At 71.2% G+C, this 20,247-nt stretch carries 9 protein-coding genes; 6 read left to right on the forward strand and 3 right to left on the reverse strand.

What is annotated here, in order from left to right; genetic code table 11:
• The first annotated feature begins 41 nt into the window (after window positions 1-41).
• The 3 genes from ABZ319_RS22485 to ABZ319_RS22495 are packed head-to-tail and all read left to right on the forward strand — an operon-like array spanning window position 42 to window position 14,031.
• Entirely contained in the window at window positions 42-13,616 is a 13,575-nt protein-coding gene (locus ABZ319_RS22485) for an amino acid adenylation domain-containing protein (RefSeq protein WP_354988418.1), read from the forward strand.
• The gene (locus ABZ319_RS22490) at window positions 13,613-13,843 is read left to right on the forward strand and encodes an MbtH family protein (RefSeq protein WP_354988419.1); all 231 of its coding nucleotides are present in this window, start codon (window positions 13,613-13,615) and stop codon (window positions 13,841-13,843) included. Before ABZ319_RS22485 ends, ABZ319_RS22490 begins: the two co-directional genes overlap by 4 nt.
• Window positions 13,844-13,872: 29 nt before the next feature.
• Window positions 13,873-14,031 carry a hypothetical protein gene (locus ABZ319_RS22495; protein ID WP_354988420.1) on the forward strand — a complete coding sequence of 53 codons (159 nt, stop codon included), beginning with the start codon at window positions 13,873-13,875 and terminating at the stop codon, window positions 14,029-14,031.
• A 161-nt stretch (window positions 14,032-14,192) separates the two neighbouring features.
• Here ABZ319_RS22495 and ABZ319_RS22500 read toward each other — a convergent pair whose 3' ends face one another.
• Together ABZ319_RS22500 and ABZ319_RS22505 are read right to left on the reverse strand one after the other, a co-directional pair.
• Window positions 14,193-14,621, reverse strand: coding sequence for a hypothetical protein (locus ABZ319_RS22500; protein WP_354988421.1), 429 nt, complete (start codon window positions 14,619-14,621; stop codon window positions 14,193-14,195).
• A gap of 54 nt (window positions 14,622-14,675) precedes the next feature.
• Complete coding sequence (locus tag ABZ319_RS22505; RefSeq protein ID WP_354988422.1) at window positions 14,676-15,434, reverse strand: GTP pyrophosphokinase family protein; 759 nt, start codon at window positions 15,432-15,434, stop codon at window positions 14,676-14,678.
• Window positions 15,435-15,666: 232 nt separating this feature from the next.
• Between ABZ319_RS22505 and ABZ319_RS22510 the strand changes: the two genes are divergently transcribed.
• Window positions 15,667-16,464: a serine protease gene (locus tag ABZ319_RS22510; RefSeq protein WP_354988423.1), complete on the forward strand. Its 798-nt coding sequence runs from the start codon at window positions 15,667-15,669 to the stop codon at window positions 16,462-16,464.
• Between the two features lie 150 nt (window positions 16,465-16,614).
• Window positions 16,615-17,970: an NAD(P)/FAD-dependent oxidoreductase gene (locus tag ABZ319_RS22515; RefSeq protein ID WP_354988424.1), complete on the forward strand. Its 1,356-nt coding sequence runs from the start codon at window positions 16,615-16,617 to the stop codon at window positions 17,968-17,970.
• Window positions 17,971-17,988: 18 nt separating this feature from the next.
• Here ABZ319_RS22515 and ABZ319_RS22520 read toward each other — a convergent pair whose 3' ends face one another.
• On the reverse strand, window positions 17,989-18,837 hold the full coding sequence (locus ABZ319_RS22520) for a DUF4436 family protein (protein ID WP_354988425.1): 849 nt from the start codon (window positions 18,835-18,837) through the stop codon (window positions 17,989-17,991).
• Between the two features lie 191 nt (window positions 18,838-19,028).
• Between ABZ319_RS22520 and ABZ319_RS22525 the strand changes: the two genes are divergently transcribed.
• Window positions 19,029-20,228, forward strand: a complete 1,200-nt coding sequence (locus tag ABZ319_RS22525) for a helix-turn-helix domain-containing protein (protein ID WP_354988426.1) — start codon at window positions 19,029-19,031, stop codon at window positions 20,226-20,228.
• The last annotated feature ends 19 nt before the right edge of the window (window positions 20,229-20,247 follow it).

Genomic DNA, 20,247 nt, shown 5'->3' on the forward strand with positions numbered 1-20,247 from the left:
CGACCCGGCCCCGGCTCGCCGGGACCCGGCGCCCGGCCCGGGTGCCGCTGTCCTCGGCGCAGCGGCGGCTGTGGTTCCTGAACCAGCTCGACACCGATTCCGGCGCGTACAACATCCCGGTGGCGCTGTGGCTGCGCGGTGCGCTGGACGAGTCCGCGCTGCGCGCCGCGCTCACCGATGTGCTTGCCCGGCACGAGATTCTGCGCACCCTGTACCCGCAGGACGAGCAGGGACCGCATCAGGTCGTGGTTCCGGTCGAAGAGGTGCCGCTGAGCCTGACCGTGTTGCGGGCCTCGGCGCTGGAGGTCGACTCGCACGTCGCGGCGGCGGCCGAACAGGGCTTCGATCTGACCACCGAGCTGCCGGTGCGCATGGATCTGGTGCGCACCGGGAACGAGGAGTACGCGCTCGCGCTCATCGTGCACCACATCGCCATGGACGGCTGGTCGCTCGCGCCGCTGGCCGCCGACCTGAGCGCCGCCTACGCCGCGCGGCACGCGGGGCGCGCGCCCCAGTGGGCCCCGCTGCCGGTGCAGTACGCGGACTTCGCGGTCTGGCACGAGACCCTGGTCGGCAGTGAGGACGATCCGGAAAGCGTTGCCGCACAAGAACTCAAGTACTGGCGATCGCGCCTGGCCGCCCTGCCCGACTGCCTGGAACTGCCCGCGGATCGCCCGCGCCCGGTCGTGGCCACCCACGGCGGCGGTTCGGTGCGCACCCGGGTCGAGGCCGACCTGTACGCCGGTGTCACCGCGCTCGCGCGCAGGCACGACGTCAGCGAATTCATGGTGCTGCACGCCGTGCTCGCGGTGCTGCTGTCCCGGCTGGCCGGCACCGGCGACATCGCCGTCGGCACGGCCATCGCGGGCCGCACCGAGCCCGAATTGGAAGCGCTCATCGGCGCTTTCGTCGGCACGCTGGTGCTGCGCACCGAGGTCGAGCCCGCCGCCACGTTCGGCGAACTGCTCGCCACCGTGCGCGACACCGATCTCGCGGCGTTCGCGCACGCCGATCTGCCGTTCGAACGGCTGGTGGAAGAGCTGAATCCGGTGCGCTCGACCGCACACCACCCGCTGTTCCAGGTGAGTCTGTCGGTCGACAACTTCCCGGCGCCGTCCATCGGGCTGCCCGGACTCGACCTGTCCGTGCACCGCGTCGATCCGACCGTCGCCAAGTTCGATCTGCAGTTCGCCTTCACCGCCGCACCGCCCGCCGCCGCCGCCGACGCGGGCGCGCCCGGGCTGGATCTGTGCCTGACCTACGCGACGGACCTGTTCGACGAGACCACGGCGGTGGAACTGAGCCTGCGGTTCCTGCGCCTGCTCGGCTCTGCGATCGCCGAACCCGAAGCGGCCGTAGGTGATCTGGAGCTGCTCGATCCCGAGCAGGTGCGCGCCCTGGCTCCCGTCCGGGGCCCGGCCGCCGGCGAATTCCGCACCCTGCCCGAGCTTTTCGCCCGCGCGGCGGCCGAACCGGCCCGCACCGCGCTGCTCACCCCGACCGGCGCGCTCACCTACGGCGCACTCGACGAATGGTCGAACCGGCTGGCGCGCACCCTGATCGCGGAGGGCGTCGGCCCCGGCGACGTGGTGGCGCTGGGGATGGGCCGCTCGATGGAATCGGTCGTCGCCACGGTGGCCGTGGCCAAGACCGGCGCGGCCTACCTGCCGGTCGACGTGCGCCATCCGGCCGACCGCATCCGGCACATGCTCACCGACTCCGGCGCCCGCCTGGGCCTGACCACCGCCGCGGACAGCACCCGGCTGCCCGCCGACCTCGACCTGCGCTGGCTGCCGGTGGAGGACTCGGGCGAATTGTCCACGGCCGTCACCGATTCGGACCGGGTCCGCCCGCTCTCGATCGACGACATCGCCTACGTCATCTACACCTCGGGCTCCACCGGCGTCCCCAAGGGCGTCGCGGTGCCCCATCGTGGTCTGGCGGCCTTCGCGGCCGAACAGCGCGAACGCTACGACGTGCGATCCGACAGCCGCACCCTGCATTTCGCTTCACCGAGCTTCGACGCCTCGGTGCTGGAACTGCTGCTGGCCTGGGGCGCGGGCGCGACCATGGTGGTCGCCTCGGCCGAGATCTTCGGCGGGGACGAACTGGCCGGGCTGCTCGAGACCGAAGGCGTCACGCACGCCTTCATCACCCCGGCCGCGCTGGCCGACATCGACACCGCGCGCTGGCCGCTGCCCGCGCTGGGCTGCCTCGTCGTGGGCGGCGAGGCGGTCGGCGCGGACCTGGTGGCCCGCTGGGCCGCCGGGCGCGCGATGTTCAACGCCTACGGCCCGTCCGAAGCCACCGTGGCCCCGGTCATCTCCGACGCCCTCGTTCCGGATCAGCCGGTGCTGCTGGGCCGCGCCATTCGCGGTGCGGCGCTGGCGGTGCTCGACGCGCGCATGCGCCCGGTGCCGATCGGGGTGGCGGGCGAGCTCTACGTCGCGGGCGCGGGCCTGGCCCGCGGCTACGTCGATCGCAACGGCCTGACCGCGGCGCGGTTCGTGGCCAACCCCTACGCGGCGACGCCGGGCGAGCGTATGTACCGCACCGGTGACGTGGTGCGCTGGACCGACGGCGGCACACTGGTGTTCGTCGGCCGCGGCGACGACCAGGTGAAGATTCGCGGCTTCCGCGTCGAACTCGGCGAGATCAGCGCGGCCGTGGCCGAACTGGATGGAATCCGCTTCTCGCACACCGAGATCCGGCACGACGATGCCGGAACCCCGCGCATCGTCAGCTATATCGCGGGCACGGGGTCGCTGGACGCGGCGACCGTGCGCGCCCACGCGGCCGGACGCCTGCCCGGGTACATGGTGCCCACGGCGGTCGTGGTGCTCGACGCGATTCCGCTCTCGCCCAGCGGCAAACTGGATCGCCGCGCCCTGCCCGCGCCGGTCTGGGAACTGGCGCAGGGCCGCGAACCGTCCACCCCCAGTGAGATTCTGGTGGCCACGGCCATGGCCGAGGTGGTCGGGCGCGAGCAGGTCTGCGCCGATCACGATTTCTTCGAGCTCGGCGGCACCTCGCTCTCGGCGACCCGCCTGGTCGCCCAGCTGGCCGCCGCGACCGGACGCCAGCTCGGCGTGCGCGCGGTCTTCGAGCACCCGACACCCGAACAGCTGGCGCGGGTGGTCGACGAACTGCTGGCCCGGGATTCGGATGTGCCGGAGCTGACCCGCGGGCACCGCCCCGGCCGGATCCCGCTGTCCCCGGCGCAGCAGCGCCTGTGGTTCCTGAACCGCTTCGACACCGATTCGGGCGCATACAACATTCCGGTGGCGCTGCGTTTGCGCGGGCCGCTGGACGAGGACGCGCTCCGGTCGGCGCTGCTGGACGTGGTGCAGCGGCACGAGGCGCTGCGCACGCTCTTCCCACAGGACGCCGACGGACCGCATCAGCTGGTGCTGCCGCTGGATCGCTCCGCCGAAACGCCGACCGGCGCAACGGTTCCGGGTGAGAGCCCCCGGGGCCCGGCGCGCACGGCGCGCTTCGCCATGCCGGTGACCGCGCTGCCCGGCGACGCGATCGCCGAGCACCTGAACGCGGCGGCCGCCCGCGGTTTCGATCTGGCGACCGAACTCCCGCTGCGCGCGGAACTGCTGCGGGTCGCCGCCGACGATCACGTGCTCGTCGTGGTCGTGCACCACATCGCCGCCGACGGCGGATCCACCGCACCGCTGGCGGGCGATCTGGCGACCGCGTACGCCGCCCGCCGGCGCGGCCAGGCCCCGGACTGGGCCGAATTGCCGGTGCAGTACGCCGATTTCAGCCTGTGGCAGCAGGCGATCCTGGGCGAGGAGGCCGATCCCGAGAGCCGGGCCGCCCGGCAGCTCACCTACTGGACCGAGCGCCTGGCCGGGGTGCCGGACGTGCTCGAACTGCCCGCCGACCGCCCGCGCCCGGCCGTTCGCACCCAGGTCGGGGCATCGGTCTCGGCCCGGCTCGAGGGCTCCTCGCACGCCGCGCTCACCCGCCTGGCTCGCGACAACAACGTGAGTCTGTTCATGGTGCTGCACAGCGTGCTCGCGGTGCTGCTGGCCCGGCTCGCCGGAGCCGGCGAGGTCACCGTCGGCACCCCGATCTCCGGCCGTGCCGACGCCCGGCTGCATCCCCTGATCGGCATGTTCGCCGGCACCCTGGTGCTGCGGACCGAGGTCGATCGCGCGACCCGTTTCACCGAACTGCTGGCCGCGGTGCGCGAGCACGACCTGAACGCGTTCGCGCACGCCGACATTCCCTTCGAGCGCCTGGTGGAGGCGGTGGACCCGGCGCGCTCCACCGCGCACCACCCGCTGTTCCAGGTCATGCTGTCGGTGCACGACGTGGTGCCCGAACTGCCGCACCTGGACGACGTGGTGATCCGCGTCCAGGACATCGCCCTCGAGATCGCCAAGTTCGACCTGCAGTTCACCTTCACCGAATCCCATACCGCACAGGGTGATCCGGACGGCATCGACATCCGGCTGACCTATGCCACGGACATCTTCGACGCGGACACCGCGGCACAGCTCTGCGCCCGCTTCGTCCAGCTCCTGGCCGGGGTCAGCGGCCGCCCGCACATCGCGGTCGGCGACATCGATCTGCTCTCGGTCGCCGAGCGCGCGGCCTCGGCGCCCGCGCGCGGTGTCACCGGCCCGGTGCCGGCCACCCTGCCCGAGATCTTCACCGCCGCCACCGCTGCCCGCGCCGCCACCGCCGTGGTATCGGATTCGGGCTCGATCAGTTACGGCGAACTCGACGAGCGGTCCAACCGTGTCGCGCGGGCGCTGATCGCGCGCGGCGTCGGTCCCGGCGACACCATCGCGGTGGGCCTGCCGCGATCGCTGGACTCGGTGCTGGCCGCGGTCGCGGTCACCAAGTCCGGTGCGACCCTGGCCCCGGTCGACCTGCGCTACCCGGCCGGCCGCATCGCCCACATGCTCACCGATTCCGGTGCGCGCCTGGGCATCACCACCGCGGAGAATCTCGGCGCGCTGTCCACCGAGCTGACCTGGCTCACGCTGGCGGAGCTGGAAGCGGGCGAATCCGCCGCGCCCATCGCCGATTCCGAGCGGATCCGCTCGCTGGGCCTGGACTACGTCGCGTACCTGATCTACACCTCGGGCTCGACCGGCAAGCCCAAGGGTGTCGCGGTCACCCATCGCGGCCTGGCCGGCTTCGCCGCCGAACAGCGGGACCGATTCCGCATCGACTCCGAGAGCCGCACCCTGCATTTCGCCTCGCCCAGTTTCGACGCCTCGATCCTGGAACTGCTGCTGGCCTGGTGCGCGGGCGCGACCGTGGTGCTCGCCGCGCCCGACGTGTACGGCGGCGACGAACTCGCCACGCTGATCGAGCGCGAGCGCGTGACCCACGCGTTCATCACACCCGCCGCGCTGGCGAGCATCGACAAGCGGCGCTGGCCGCTGCCGTCCCTGCGCAGCCTGTGCGCGGGCGGCGAGGCCGTCGGCCCGGAACTGCTGGCGCGCTGGGCCGATGACCGCTCCATGTTCGTCGGCTACGGCCCGACGGAGACCACCATCATGAGCGTGATCTCCGATCCGATCGGCGCGGCCGATCCGGTGGTGCTCGGCGGCCCGATTCGCGGTACCACCGTGGTCGTGCTGGACGAGCGGCTGCGGCCCGTGCCGCCGGGGGTCTCCGGCGATCTCTACATCGGCGGTGACGGCCTGGCCCGCGGCTACCACGAGCGGCCTGGCCTGACCGCGCACCGGTTCGTCAGCAATCCGTTCGCCGCGATTCCGGGCGAGCGCATGTACCGCACCGGTGACATCGTGCGCTGGACCCGTTCGGGCGTGCTGGCCTTCGTCGGCCGCAGCGACGATCAGGTCAAGCTGCGCGGTTTCCGCGTGGAACTGGGCGAGATCACCGCGGTGGTCTCGGACAGCCCGCGAATTCGCTTCGCGCATACCGAGGTCCGCAAGGACGCGGCCGGACGGCAGGCGATCGTGTGCTTCGTCGTGTCCGACGACGACCCGCTCGACACGGCCGCGCTGCGCGCGGGCGTCGCCGAACGCCTGCCCGTGCACATGGTGCCCGCGGTGTTCGTGCCGCTGGTCGCGATTCCGCTCTCGCCCAACGGAAAACTGGATCGGCGCGCACTGCCCGAACCGGTCTGGGAGGCCGCGGCGCAGGGCCGGGCGGCGCGGACGCCCAACGAGAAGCTGGTCGCGCAGGTCATGGCCGAGGTGCTCGGGCACGAGTCCGTGTCCGCCGATCACGGCTTCTTCGACCTCGGCGGCAATTCGCTCTCGGCCACCCAGCTGGTGGCGCGCCTGAGCGCGGCGAGCGGGGTGCAATTGGCCGTCCGCGCCATCTTCGAGCATCCGACGCCTGCCGAATTGGCGCTGCTGCTGGATGATTCGGCCGGAACGGCCACCGACCGGCTCGCGCTGTCGGCGGGACCGCGCCCGGCGCGGGTACCGCTGTCGTTGGCACAGCAGCGCCTGTGGTTCCTGAACCGCTTCGACCCGGGTTCTGCGGCCTACAACATTCCGCTCGGGTTGCGCCTGAACGGGCAGCTGGACGCGGACGTGCTGCGGCAGGCGGTCGCGGACGTGGTCGCCCGGCACGAGGTGCTGCGCACGCTGTTCCCGGAGGACGCCGACGGCCCGCACCAGGTGGTGCTGGGCGCGGAGGCGGCCACGCTGCCGTTCGCGCGCATCGTGTCGAGCCCGCAGTCCGTGCTCACCGACGCCTTCGATGTCGCGGCGGCGGGATTCGATCTGGCCGTGGAGATTCCGATCCGCGCGGCGCTGTTGCGCGTCGGCGAGGACGAGCACGTGCTGGTCGTGGTGATCCATCACATCGCCGCGGACGGCTGGTCGCTCACCCCGCTGGCCGGCGATCTGGTCGCCGCGTACGGGGCGCGAAGCACCGGCGGCGCGCCGCAGTGGCGCGAATTGCCGGTGCAGTACGCCGATTTCAGCATCTGGCAGCGTGAACTGCTGGGGGCCGAGGACGATTCCGAGAGCCTGACCTCGCGCCAGCTCGCCTACTGGACCGAACGCCTGGCGGATCTGCCCGAATGCCTGGAGCTGCCCGCGGATCGCCCGCGCCCGGTGGTGGCCTCCCATCGCGGCGGATCCACCTCGGCCCGGATCGAGGCCGATCTGCACGCCCGCCTCACCGAGGCGGCTCGCGACCACGACGCCAGCGTGTTCATGGTGCTGCACGCGGTGCTGGCGGTGCTCATCGCGCGGACCAGCGGCACCGGCGACATCGCCATCGGCACGGCGGTGGCCGGGCGCGGCGACGCCGCGCTGGACGAGCTCATCGGCATGTTCGTCGGAACCCTGGTGCTGCGCACCAGGATCGACGGCGGCGCCAGTTTCGATCAGGTGCTCGATTCGGTCCGCGAGGCCGATCTCGACGCCATGGCCAACGCCGAGCTGCCGTTCGAGCGCCTGGTCGAGGTGCTCAACCCGGTCCGCTCGACCGCGCACCACCCGCTGTTCCAGGTGAGCCTGTCGCTCACCAACATGGGCGTGCCGACCGTGCGCCTGCCCGAGGTCACCGTGGCCGGGTTCCCGGTCGATCCGGGCCTGGTCAAGTGCGATCTGCAGTTCACGTTCTCCGAGACGCACACCGCGAGCGGCGCGCCGGACGGCATCGAGATGACGCTGTCCTACGCCACCGACCTGTTCGACGCCGCCACCGCGGATCGGATGAGCCGGCGCTACGTGCGGCTGCTGGCGGGCCTGCTGGCCGAGCCCGCGGCCGCGGTCGGCGACGCCGACATGCTCTCGGCCTGGGAGCGTTCGGTGCTCGCGCCCGCGCGGGGTGCGCGGGCGGCGAGCTCGATCACGCTGATCGAGCTGTTCGAGCGGGCCGTGACGCCCGGCCACCCCGCGATCGTGGCGGGGGAGCGGACGCTGACCTACGACGAGCTCGACGCCTGGACGAATCGACTGGCGCGCAAGCTCATCGGGCGGGGGGTCGGCCCGGGCGACGTGGTCGCGCTGGGCCTGGCCCGCTCGGTGGAGTCGGTGGCCGGATCATTGGCCATCGCCAAGACCGGCGCGGCGTTCCTGCCGGTGGACATCCGCCATCCGCTGGATCGCATCCGGCACATGCTCACCGACTCCGCGGTGCGCTTCGGTCTCACCGTGCCCGGCGATCAGGTCGCGCTGCCGGGCGACCTGGGCATCGAGTGGATGCTGGTGGACGACGCGGCCGCCGTGGCGGAACTCTCCGCTGCGCCGGTCACCGACGCCGAGCGCCGCCGCACCCCGCGCCTGGACGATCTGGCGTACCTGATCTACACCTCGGGCTCCACCGGCCTGCCCAAGGGCGTCGCGGTCACCCACCGCGGCCTGCTCAATTGCGCGGAGGTGCAACGGGTCCGGTTCGATGTCGACCGTTCCTCGCACACCATGCACCTGGCCTCGCCGAGCTTCGACGTGGCGGTGCTGGAACTGCTGCTGGCCTGGTGCGGCGGCGCGACCATGGTCATCGTCCCGATCGACGTGTACGGCGGCGACGACCTGGCCGAGCTCATCGACAATGCCGGGGTGACGCACGTGGTCATCACCCCGGCCGCGCTGGCCAGCATGGACGCCGACCGGTGGCCGCTGCCGAGCCTGCGCACGCTCATCGTCGGCGGCGAGGCGTTCGATCAGGAACTGGTGCAGCAGTGGGCCCGCGGCCGGGACATGGTCAACGGCTACGGACCCTCCGAGGCGACCATCGCCACCAGCTTCTCCGAGCCCATGCACCCGGATCGGCCCATCGTGCTGGGCCGGCCCATGCGCGGGGTCAGCGCCGTCGTGCTCGACGCGCGCATGCGGCCGGTGCCCCCGGGCTCGGTCGGCGAACTCTACGTCGGCGGAATCGGTTTGGCGCGCGGCTACCAGCACCGCCCGGCCCTGACCGCCGAGCGGTTCGTGGCCAACCCGTTCGGGGAATCCGGTGAGCGGCTGTACCGCACCGGCGATCTGGTGCGCTGGAACGCCGACGGCGAACTGATCTTCGCCGGGCGCGCCGACCACCAGGTCAAGGTGCGCGGCTTCCGCATCGAGCTGGGCGAGATCTCGGCGGTCGTCGCGGCGTGCGACGGAATCCGTTTCGCGCACACCGAGGTTCGCAAGGACGACGGCGGCCGCGCGCATATCGTGTGCTACGCCGTCGCGCTCGAGGGCGAGACGGTCGACCCGCGCACACTGCACGACGTCACCGCCCAGCGCCTGCCCGCGCACATGGTGCCCTCGGCCTTCCTGATGCTGGAGTCGATTCCGCTCTCGCCCAACGGCAAGCTGGACCGCCGGGCGCTGCCGGAGCCGTCGTTCACCGTCTCCGACACCGGCCGGGCGCCGCGCACCGCGGGGGAGAAGCTGGTGGCCGCGGCGATGGCCGAGGTCGTCGGCCGCGAGACGGTGTGCGCGGACCACAATTTCTTCGAGCTGGGCGGGAACTCGCTCTCGGCAACGCAATTGGTGGCCCGCATCGCCGCGGCGTCCGGGTGCAGGCTCGAGGTGCGCGCGGTGTTCGAGCAGCCGACCCCGGAGAAGCTGGGCGCGGTGCTCGAGCGCGCCCTGGCCGCGGGCGGCGGCGACCGGCCGGCGCTGGTGGCCCGGACCCGGCCCGCGCGGATTCCGCTGTCCCCGGCGCAGCAGCGCCTGTGGCTGCTCAACCGGTTCGACACCGCCTCCGGCGCGTACAACATCCCGTTCGTGCTGCGCCTGCGCGGTCCGCTGGACGCGGCCGCGCTGAGCCTGGCCGTCGCCGATGTGGTGGCCCGGCACGAGGTGCTGCACAGCGTGTTCCCCGCCGACGGCACGGGACCACACCAGGTCGTGTTGCCGGTGTCCGACCCCGCGCTCACGGTGCCGGTCACCGAGTTGTCCGACACCGCCGCCGCGCAGTTCGCCCGCACCTTCCTGACCGCGGGCTTCGATGTGACACAGCAGATTCCGGTGCGCGCGGCGATCGTGCGGGTGAGCGCGGACGAGCACGTGCTGCTGCTGGTCATGCATCACATCGCGGCGGACGGCGCCTCGGCCGCGCCGCTGGCGGGAGATCTCGTGGCCGCCTACACCGCGCGTGCGGCGCATCGGGACCCGGCGTGGCCGCCGCTTCCGGTGCAGTACGCCGATTTCAGCCTGTGGCAGCACGAGGTGCTGGGCAGCGACACCGATCCGGACAGCTCGGCCGCGCGCCAGCTCGCCTACTGGACCGAGAAGCTCGCCGACCTGCCGGACTGCCTGACCCTGCCGATGGATCGGCCGCGCCCGGCGGTGCCGTCCCAGCACGGCGCCTCGGTGTACGCGCGGATCGACGCCGATCTGCACGACGAGCTGAACGAACTGGCGCGCTGGCACGGCGTCAGCGTGTTCATGGTGTTGCACGCGGTGCTGGCCGTGCTGCTCGGCCGCCTCGGCAGCACCGGCGACGTCGTGATCGGCACGCCGATCGGCGGGCGCGTGGATCCGCGCCTGGACGCGCTGGTCGGCATGTTCGTCGGCACCCTGGTCCTGCGCACACCGGTGTCGAACTCCGGCTCGTTCGCCGAATTGCTCGACACCGTGCGCGAAACCGATCTCGACGCCTTCGCCCACGCCGACATCCCGTTCGAGCGGCTGGTGGAAGCGCTCGACCCGGCGCGCTCGGCGGCGCATCACCCGCTGTTCCAGGTCATGCTGTCGGTGCACAACGCGGTGCCGGGGCTGCCGGCGCTGGGCGAGGTCGTGGCCACGGCGGAGGACCCGGGCTTCGAGGTGGCCAAGTTCGATCTGCAGTTCACGCTGACCGAAACCCATACCCCGCACGGGGCTCCGGACGGCATCGAGCTGTGCGTGACCTACGCGACCGATCTGTTCGACGCCGAGAGCGCGGAACTGCTGTGCGGCCGATTCGTTCGGGTGCTGGCGGCCGCGGTCGCGGACACCTCCATCGCGGTGGGGGATCTGGAACTGCTCGATCCGGCCGAAACCCGCACGCTGGTACCGGTATTCGGCGCCGAGTCGCGGGGCGCGATCACCTTCCCGGAGGTCTTCGCCGCGGCGATGGCGGCCGCCCCGCGCGCGGTCGCGGTGCGCGATCGTGAGATCCAGATGAGCTACGAGCAGCTCGACCGCTCCACCAACCGGCTCGCCCGGGCGCTGCTCGCGCGCGGGGTGGGACCGGAGACGATTGTGGCGCTGAGCATTCCGCGCTCGGTCGAGGCGGTGCGGGCCATGCTCGCGGTACTCAAGACCGGTGCCGCGTTCGTGCCGGTGGATCCGGCCTATCCGGCGCTGCGCAAGGAACACATGCTCACCGACTCGCAGGTGCGCATCGGAGTCACGGTCACGCGCTGCCGGGCCGAGCTGCCCGACGGGCCGCAGTGGGAGGCGCTGGACGATCCGTCCTTCGCCGCCGAGACCCGTCTCTACTCGAGCGCGGAGCTGTCGGCGAGCGATCTGCATCGTGCGGCGCACCTGGCGAATCCGGCGTATCTGATCTACACCTCGGGTTCCACCGGCCTGCCCAAGGGCGTCAGCGTCACCCACGCGGGCATCTCCGACTTCGCGGCGGAGCTGGCCGAGCGCGGCGGGGTCACCACGGGCTCGCGGGTGCTGCACTTCGCCTCGCCCAGTTTCGACGCCGCGATTCTCGAGGTGCTGCTCGCGCTCGGCGCGGCGGCGACCCTGGTGCTGGCCGACGCGGGCGTGCTCGGCGGCGCCGAACTGCGCGAGCTGCTGCACTCCGAGCGGATCACCCACGCCTTCGTCACCCCGGCGGCGCTGGCCACGGTCGAACCGGCCGGGCTGGAGGAGCTCGAGATGATCATGGTCGGTGGTGATCGCACCGGGCCCGAACTGGTGGATCGCTGGACCATGAGCGCACCGCAGCGCACCATGCTCAACGCCTACGGCCCGTCCGAGGCCACGGTGGCGGCGACCATCAGTTCGCCGCTGCGGCCCGGAGCGCCCATCACCATCGGCGGGCCGCTGCGCGGGTTCGGGCTCGCCGTGCTCGACACCCGGCTGCGGCCGGTGCCGATCGGGGTGCCCGGCGAGCTGTACCTGGCCGGGCCCGCGCTCGCGCGGGGCTATCACCGCCGGGCCGCGCTCACCTCGGAACGGTTCGTGGCCAACCCCTTCGGGCGACCCGGCACGCGCATGTACCGGACCGGCGATCTGGTGCGCTGGCTGGCGCGCCCGGCCGGGCTCGAGCTCGAATACCTCGGGCGCGGTGACCATCAGGTCAAGATCCGGGGGTTCCGCATCGAGTTCGGTGAGATCGACGCCGCGCTGGTGTCGTTCCCGGGTGTGCGCGCCGCGACCACCATCGGGTACGACACCGCTTCCGGCGCCACGATTCTGGCGGCCTACGTGTGCGCCGACGCGGCGCTGATCGTGGCCGATCTGCGCCGGCACGTGGCGGCGCGGGTGCCGGGATACATGGTGCCGCAGGCGATCACGCTGATCGAGACGTTGCCGCTCACCCCCGCGGGCAAACTGGATCGCACCGCGCTGCCCGAACCCGAGCTGCTGGCCGGGGCGCCCTACCGCGCGCCCGGTACCTACACCGAGGAACTGGTCTGCGCGGCCTTCGCCGCGGTCCTGGGACCGGCCGCGGTGGGCGTGGACGACAATTTCTTCGAGCTGGGCGGAAACTCGCTGCTGGCAACGCGATTGGTGACCGAGATCCGGGACCGGACCGGGGCGGACCTGCCCATGCAGGCGCTGTTCCTGGATCCGACACCGGCCGGTATCGCGGCCCGGGTCACCGAGCCGGGTGCGGGCACGGGCATCGAGGCGGCGCTGTTGCCGCTGTTGCCGATTCGGCCGCAGGGCACGCTGGCTCCGCTGTTCTGCGTGCACTCGGCCAGCGGCGTCGCCTGGAGCTACACCGGGCTGCTGCCGCACCTCGAGCCCGAGCGTCCGCTCTACGGTCTGCAGCTGCCGCAGCTGACCGAGGACAACACCGGACTGGACACGATCGAACAGCTGGCCGGACGCTATCTGCGCGAGCTGCGAACCGTGCAGCCGCAGGGCCCGTACCACCTGCTGGGCTGGTCGCTGGGCGGGCTGATCGCGTACGAGATGGCCGCGCAGTTGCAGGCGGAGGGAGAGCGGGTGGCGGTGCTCGCGCTGCTGGACAGCCGGATTCTGGCCGGCGAGCCGGAGGTCGCCGATCCCAGCGCCGGGGAACTGCTCGCGGCGCTGCTCGGTGATTCGAGCCTGGCCGCCGAGCACGTGTCCGCGGCGCGGGCGGCGGAACTGCTGCACGAACAGCAGGGTCCGTTCGGCGCGCTGGACGCCACCCAGGTCGAACGGCTCTACGCGGGCTACCTGGCCGGCACGAGCATGGCCTACCGCTACGAGCCCGGCCGGTACGACGGCGAGCTGGTGTACTTCACCGCCACGGTGCAGGACACGCCCCCGGTGGACCGCCCGGCCCCGCCGGTACCCGGCACCGGGCCGTGGCGGCAGATCGTCGGCGGGGAGATCCACGAGCATTTCCTGCCCTGCTCGCACGTGGACATGGGCTCTCCCCGGGCCCTCGACCGAATCGGCCCGATCCTGCGCCGGCATCTGGCCGAATCCGACGGCCGCACAGAGGTTTCCACCACCGGCGCCACCGGGCGCCGGTCCACCACGAACACCGGAAGGGACAGCGCATGAGCGAGACCAATCCATTCGACAACGAGGACGGTCGTTTCGCCGTCCTGGTCAATGCCGAAGGCCAGCATTCCCTGTGGCCCGACTTCGCCCCCGTCCCGGACGGCTGGCAGTCGGTCCACGAGGGCGACCGCGCCGCCTGCCTGGCCTACGTGGAACAGCACTGGACCGACATGCGCCCCAACAGCTTGATCGCCGCGATGGCCGCCGACCCGGTCCCCGCCCGGTGAGACCGCCCCGGACGGTCGCCCTCCCGGCGATGGCCCTGCTCATCCTCGCCGGCGGCAGCGCGAGCTGCCTGCCCGGCGGGATTCCGGGCGCCCAGCGCACGACGAAAGAACTCGACCTGTTCGCCCCGGCGGCGCCGGATCCGACGCACTACACCCGCCCCGCGACCCCCTTGCCCCTATCGACCTGATCGCTCCGGCCGGCCCGCCGCGACGCCGCGGTGGGCCACCCCGAAAACTGCACCCCGAGAACACGATCGGCCGGACCCACCCGGTCTCCCCGATACCCGAGCGGACCGGCGACCCCGGTCCGCTCGTCCGCGTGCGCGGACCATGAAACATGGTCGGCCGGTCAGCAATTCGCGCCGGGAGCCAGCAGATCGGGGGCGCTGTCCGGGCGGAGCTGTGGGACGTAGATCGAGATCGCGAGGCGGACGTCGAGGTCGGCCAGGCGGCGCAGGAGGGACGGGGAGAACACGGGGGAGGAGACCGGGCCGGTCAGTTCGGCTTCGTAGCCGAGATCGAAGACCCGGTCCCGGACCGCGTGCCAGTGGGCGCGCGCCGGGGCGTCGAGGCCTTCGATCACCGTGCACAGCGCCTCGGCGACGACGGCGGGATCGTCGGTGTCCGCCAGGATCGCTTCGAACGTGAACAGGAACAGGCCGTCGGCGTCCGTGCCGACGTGCAGGACGGAGATATCGGCCCCGAAGGCGGTACGCAGGGCCGTCGGATCGGCCGTATCTCGCACTTCCACATCGATATTCAAGAAACGGGCGCTCATTGTGCCCATCCTGCCACGGGTGTCGAATGTGTTTTCCCGGCGAACGTCGTGCGGTCAGTCCTCGGCGAGCAGGTTTTCGTAGAGGGCGCTGAAATCGAGACCGCCCTGGCGTTCGGAGATGGGGGTGCGGTGGCCATTGTGGTCCACCAGGCGGTGCAGGGACTCCATTTTCTCGTCGAGCTGATTGGCGGCCTCGGCGGCCCGGGTCAGTTCGGCGAGGAGGTTCGGGGGGACCTGGCCGCGATATTTGTAGTAGATCTTGTGTTCCAGGCTGGCCCAGAAATCCATGGCGATCGTGCGAATCTGGATCTCGACGGGAACGCGGACCGTGCGATCGACGCGGAACACCGGGATCGAGACGATCAGGTGCAGGCTCTGATAGCCGTTCGGCTTGCGATGGGTGATGTAATCGCGTTCGTCCAGGACGGTCACATCCTCCTGACCGGCGATCATGTCCCGGACCGCGGCGATGTCGGAGATGAAGCTGCAGACCACGCGAACACCGGCGATGTCCAGGACGTTCTCCCGGATGCTGGCCAGGTTCATCGGGTACTTCTTGCGCTGCACCTTCTCCAGCACGCTCTCGGGTGACTTCAGCCGCGAGTTGATGTGCTCGATCGGGTTGTACTCGTTCGAATTGTGCAGATCCTCACGCAGGATGTTGAACTTCGTGGTGATCTCGTCGATCGCGAATTTGTAATCGAGCATGAAGTCGACGAACTGCCCGTGCAGTACGCGAAGCTCGTCTATGCGTACCGCGCCCGAGCCGTCGGCTTCGACGTCGGGGGCCGGGGGTCGCTCGGGAGATTTCATCCCCTCCATACTGACAGACGTCCGAATATCCGCACGTCAGCGCAATTCACGACTGCGAATTCGGGCACGCCGAGGGCGGACGCTGCGCCATTGTGCCGTGCGCCACATATAGGATTCTTTCGGCAGCGTCCATCGGCCCGAGACATGATCACCGGACGCCGCGCAACAGTTGGTCAGCCCGTTGGCGAAAACCTCCCGAGTCCCTGTTGCATCGCACCCGTAGGAGCAGGCCATGCCCCTTCGAAACACAGCCGGGTACCGACGAGCAATTCCCTGGGCCGGTTGCGTCGCCGTCGCGGCGATAGCCCTCGCGCCCTGCACCCCCGCCTCCGCCATAGCGGGCGGGCACCCCGCGGCCGCCGGGGAAGTCCATTCCGTCGTGCAGATCACCGGCGCGCTCAGTCCCTGCAACGGCACGATTCTCACCCCGCGCGCCGTGCTGACCGCCGCGCACTGCCTGATCGGCGTCGAACGGCCGACGAACCTGGGCATCCTGTACGGCTCGACCGACACCGGCGCGGGCACCCCGATCGAGGTCGCGGACGCGGCGGTGAACGAAGGGTTCAACCCGATGCTCGGCCTCGGCGACATCGCCGTCCTCACCCTGGCCGAGCCCATCGTCTTCGGTCCCACCGCGCAGCCCGCCGACCTGCCCCCGCAGGGCCAGGATCCGGCCATCGGCGATGTCGCCGTCATCGCCGGGTGGGGCGCGACCGAACCCAACGGATCCCAAAGTCCCACACTGCAAGTGGGCACGGCGCTGATCATTCCCCGCGCGCACTGCCTGGTGCCCGCGGCCGTGCTGGGCCTGCTGGGCGACATCGTCTGCATCTCCGGCGCCGGTACCGCCCGCCCCTGTATCGGCGACAGCGGCGGCCCGATGCTCTATACCCCGCCCGGCGCCCCGCGCCCCCAGGTCGTGGGCGTCACCTCCAACGGCATGCCCTGCGGCCACGAATTCACCACCCACGCCGCCTACACCCGGGTCGGCCACTTCAGCACCTGGATCCAGGATCACCTGCCCGACTGATCGGCGGGCGGTTCCCTGGTCAGCGCTCGTCTCGGCGGGTCCCGCCGCATTCGGCGGTGTGCCGATCGTCACCGCATCGCGGCGGCGGGGTTTCGAGCCGGGTGTGCGGGGAAACGCCGAGGAAACCCCCGAGACCAACGAGGTGGCGCAGTGACAGTCGAGAACAGTGCGGGCCGGCAGCGCGTGGTGATCGTCGGGAGCGGATTCGCGGGATTCACCTGTGCCAGGAAGCTGTGCCGAATCCTGGGCCGGTCCGGGCGGGACGTGGAGATCGTGCTGGTCTCGCCGACCGACTATCACCTGTACACGCCGCTGCTGCCGGACGTCGCCGGTGGGCTGATCGACCCGCGGTTCGTCGCCATCTCCCTGGTCGACACACTGCCGAAGGTCACGCTGGTGATCGGCAAGGTCGACACGATCGACCCGGACTCGAAAACCTTGACCGTGCAACGGGACAGCGAAGGGCCCGTCGAATTGTCCTGGGACAGGCTGGTATTGACCCCGGGCTCGGTGACGCGCCTGTTCGATGTGCCGGGCCTGGCGGAGCACGCGCGCGGGCTCAAGACCATCGCCGAGGCGGTGTACCTGCGCGAGCACTTCCTGCGTCAGCTCGTGGAGGCCGACAACGAGGACGACCCAGGCGTGCGCGAGGGCCGTCGCACCGTCGTGGTCGTCGGAGCCTCCTACGCCGGAACCGAACTCGTCGCGCAACTGCGCGCACTGGCCGACGCCTATACCGCGCGCCGCGGCCTCGACCCCGCCGATGTCCGGTTCCTGCTGCTGGACACCGCGGACCGGGTCATGCCCGAGGTAGGTGAACGACTGGGGGAGAAGGCATTACAGGTCCTGCGCGACCGCGGGATCGACATCCGCCTGGAGACCACGCTGGATGAGGTGACCGACGAGCGAGTGGTGCTCACCGACGGCACCGTCGTCCCCACCCGCACGGTCGCGTGGGTGACCGGGGTGACCGGCGCTCCGGTCCTCACCGGCCTGAAGCTGCCGATGGAACGCGGCCGGCTCGTCGTGGACCCCACGCTGCGGGTGCCCGGTCACCCCGACATCTTCGCCGGCGGTGACGCCGCGGCCGTACCCGACCTCGTCGTGCCGGGCAAGATCACTCCGCCGACCGCCCAGCACGCCACCCGTCAGGGCAGCGTCCTGGCTCGAAACGTCGCGGCCAGCCTGGGCGTCGGCACCGGCACCCGCTACAAACACCGCGACCTGGGCCTGGTCGTGGACCTCGGCCCGCGTTTCGCGGTGGCCAACCCGCTCGGCGTGCGGCTGTCGGGCCTGCCGGCCAAGGCGGTCACCCGCGCCTACCACACCCTGGCGGTGTCCCGGGGCGTCAACCGCTGGGCCATCACCCTGTCCTACCTCACCAATCTCTTCACCCCGCGCCCGCTCTCGACCCTGGGCCTGGTGGACGCGGTCGAATCGGGATTCGGTGGCAGCGAGGGGATTTCGGCCGAACCGCAACGGCAGGCGGCCGGAAACACTCGATGAGCGCCGAAACGCGCGCTCTCAGCCGGTGACTCGCACGCCCTTCCAGGTCACCAGGGCGATGGAGAACGCGACGATCGCCTCGGCCCAGAAGAACGCGCAGTAGTCGATCAGTGAGCCCACCGGTGGCGTGCCGGGTGCGGCGTTGCGGAAACCGACCAGGGCGAACAGGGTCGCGGCCATCCAGCCCAGGGCCGGCCAGGGCAGGCCGAGGCGATGGCGCACGATGTAGAGCGCGCCGGCCAGGACGGACAGCGACAGCAACCACATGACCAGCAGCTGGAACCAGGCCAGGATGAACGTGCCCCGCGAGCGCTTGACCTTGATCTCCGCGTACGCGACGCCCGCGTCCACCTGTTCCTCGGTGACACGACTGAGATAGAAGGGGTCATAGTCGGTGTAGGACAACGACATCGGAATGTCCGCTCCGTCGACGGTCACCTCGGCGAGCAATTGCACGGTGTACCGGTCGAACGGGTAGTCCGAGATCACCCCGTCCGAGAGTGGCAGCCGCACCTCCTTGACCGCGATCCGGTCACCGGCGGGCAGCTCCATTCGCGTCGTGGTCGCCAGCGGCAACTCGACCACGATGTTCTTCGCGGGAATCGTCTGGTCCTGGTCGGTGGCCAGCGCTCCCCACGGCACGACCCGCAACTGGGTCACCACTTCCCGCCGCTGTGCCTCGATCCGCTGCGCACCGAACTCCAGGTGCACCCCGTCACCGACCTGCTCGGCCCCGACCTCGGAGGTGACCTCCCGGGTACCCCGCTCGTTGGCGTAGGCGAGCGCACCAATGGCAATCGCGCACAGCACGCCGACAGCAGCCAGTACATAGGGCAACCCGCGTCGTTTGGAAGCAGTCTCCGCCACGATCGGGAACGTTAGCGAATTTGTGGCTACTTACCTGGGCGTAGGGGGTTGGCGCGCCGGAGCGCGGGTGTCCCGCGACGCGTTCGAGACCTTCGGAATTTCGTGTCGCGTGATACGGGGCGGCGCTACAGTGTGAAACCACTAGTTCTCAGATGCTGGTGTCCAGGAACGTCGGAGCAGGAAGAGGGACCATGCCTGCGGAGACTTCGCGCCCGTTACGGGTATCGGGCCGGACCGCGGCCGAGATACTCGGTGATCCTCGAACGCTGTCGCGGCGGCTCGGCGCCGAAGGCCGCGCGCAGGCGGGCTCGCACACCCCCGAAGCGGATGCCGAGCGGGCCGAACTGTCTATCGCCGGCATCTGCGTGCGGCTCGCCCGCGGTCTGATGAACGGCGACGACACCGGCTATGATCGCGGCCGGATCGCCTCGGCCGCAGCCGGTTTCGCACGCGACGGCGTCCCCGCCGAGGCCGTGCATCGGGCCGTGCACAGCGGGATTCGGCTCTGCTCCGACGTTCTGCTGACCTACGCGGCCGCGCAAGGTGCGGACGATGCCGGCCGGATCGGTCGCAGTCTGCTGGATGTGCTGGACACCATCACGGCCATCGTGGCCGCGGCGTACATCGACGAATACCGCCACGTCATCGGCCATCACACGGCCGCGACCCGATCGCTGACCTCGGTGCTGCTGACCGCGGGAGCCGTTGCGCCCCTGGATGTCTCCGGCCTGGCAATCGCGGAGCACTATCACGTGCTCGCGCTGGCCCCGGGCAGTCACCCGGACGAGTCCCACTCCGAAACCGCCGCGACGGACAGCGCACCGCGCCGGCTCCGGGACGCGCTCGCACTGCGCTTCGGTCCGGATGTGCTGTCCTCGTTGGGAACCGGCGGCGGGACGCTGCTCGTTCCCAGCACGCGGGTGCCCGACGAGCGCCTCGACGAACTGATCGGCTGCCTGGCCGCGGCCGCGCGGATACCGATCCACGCGACCACGGTCCCCAGCGCCGCGCCGGATGTGCCCGCCGCCGCCCGGCACGCCCATCAGCTCCTGCAGCTGGTGCAGCGCCTGCGCTACCGCGCCGGTCTCTACCGATTCCCCGACATCGCCCTGGAGTTCCAGCTGACCCGCCCCGGACCGGCCCTGGATCACCTGGGCCGCCTGCTCGACCCCCTGGACTCCCAGCCCGAACTGCTGGAAACACTGCGCCTGCACATCGACACCGACGGCAATCGAAAACGGATGGCCCGCACGCTGAACGTCCACGTCAACACCGTCGACTACCGCCTCAAACGCGTCGGCGCGCTGACCGGGTTCGATCCCGTCGCCCCCATCGGGCTCAGCTATCTGCGAGCCGGGCTGGTGGCGAGGAGCTTCTGCCGGCGGCCGTAGGCGTGCCTCGCGCGGGGCG

This window comes from Nocardia sp. NPDC005978, assembly GCF_040614455.1.
In the GTDB taxonomy this organism is placed as follows: domain Bacteria; phylum Actinomycetota; class Actinomycetes; order Mycobacteriales; family Mycobacteriaceae; genus Nocardia.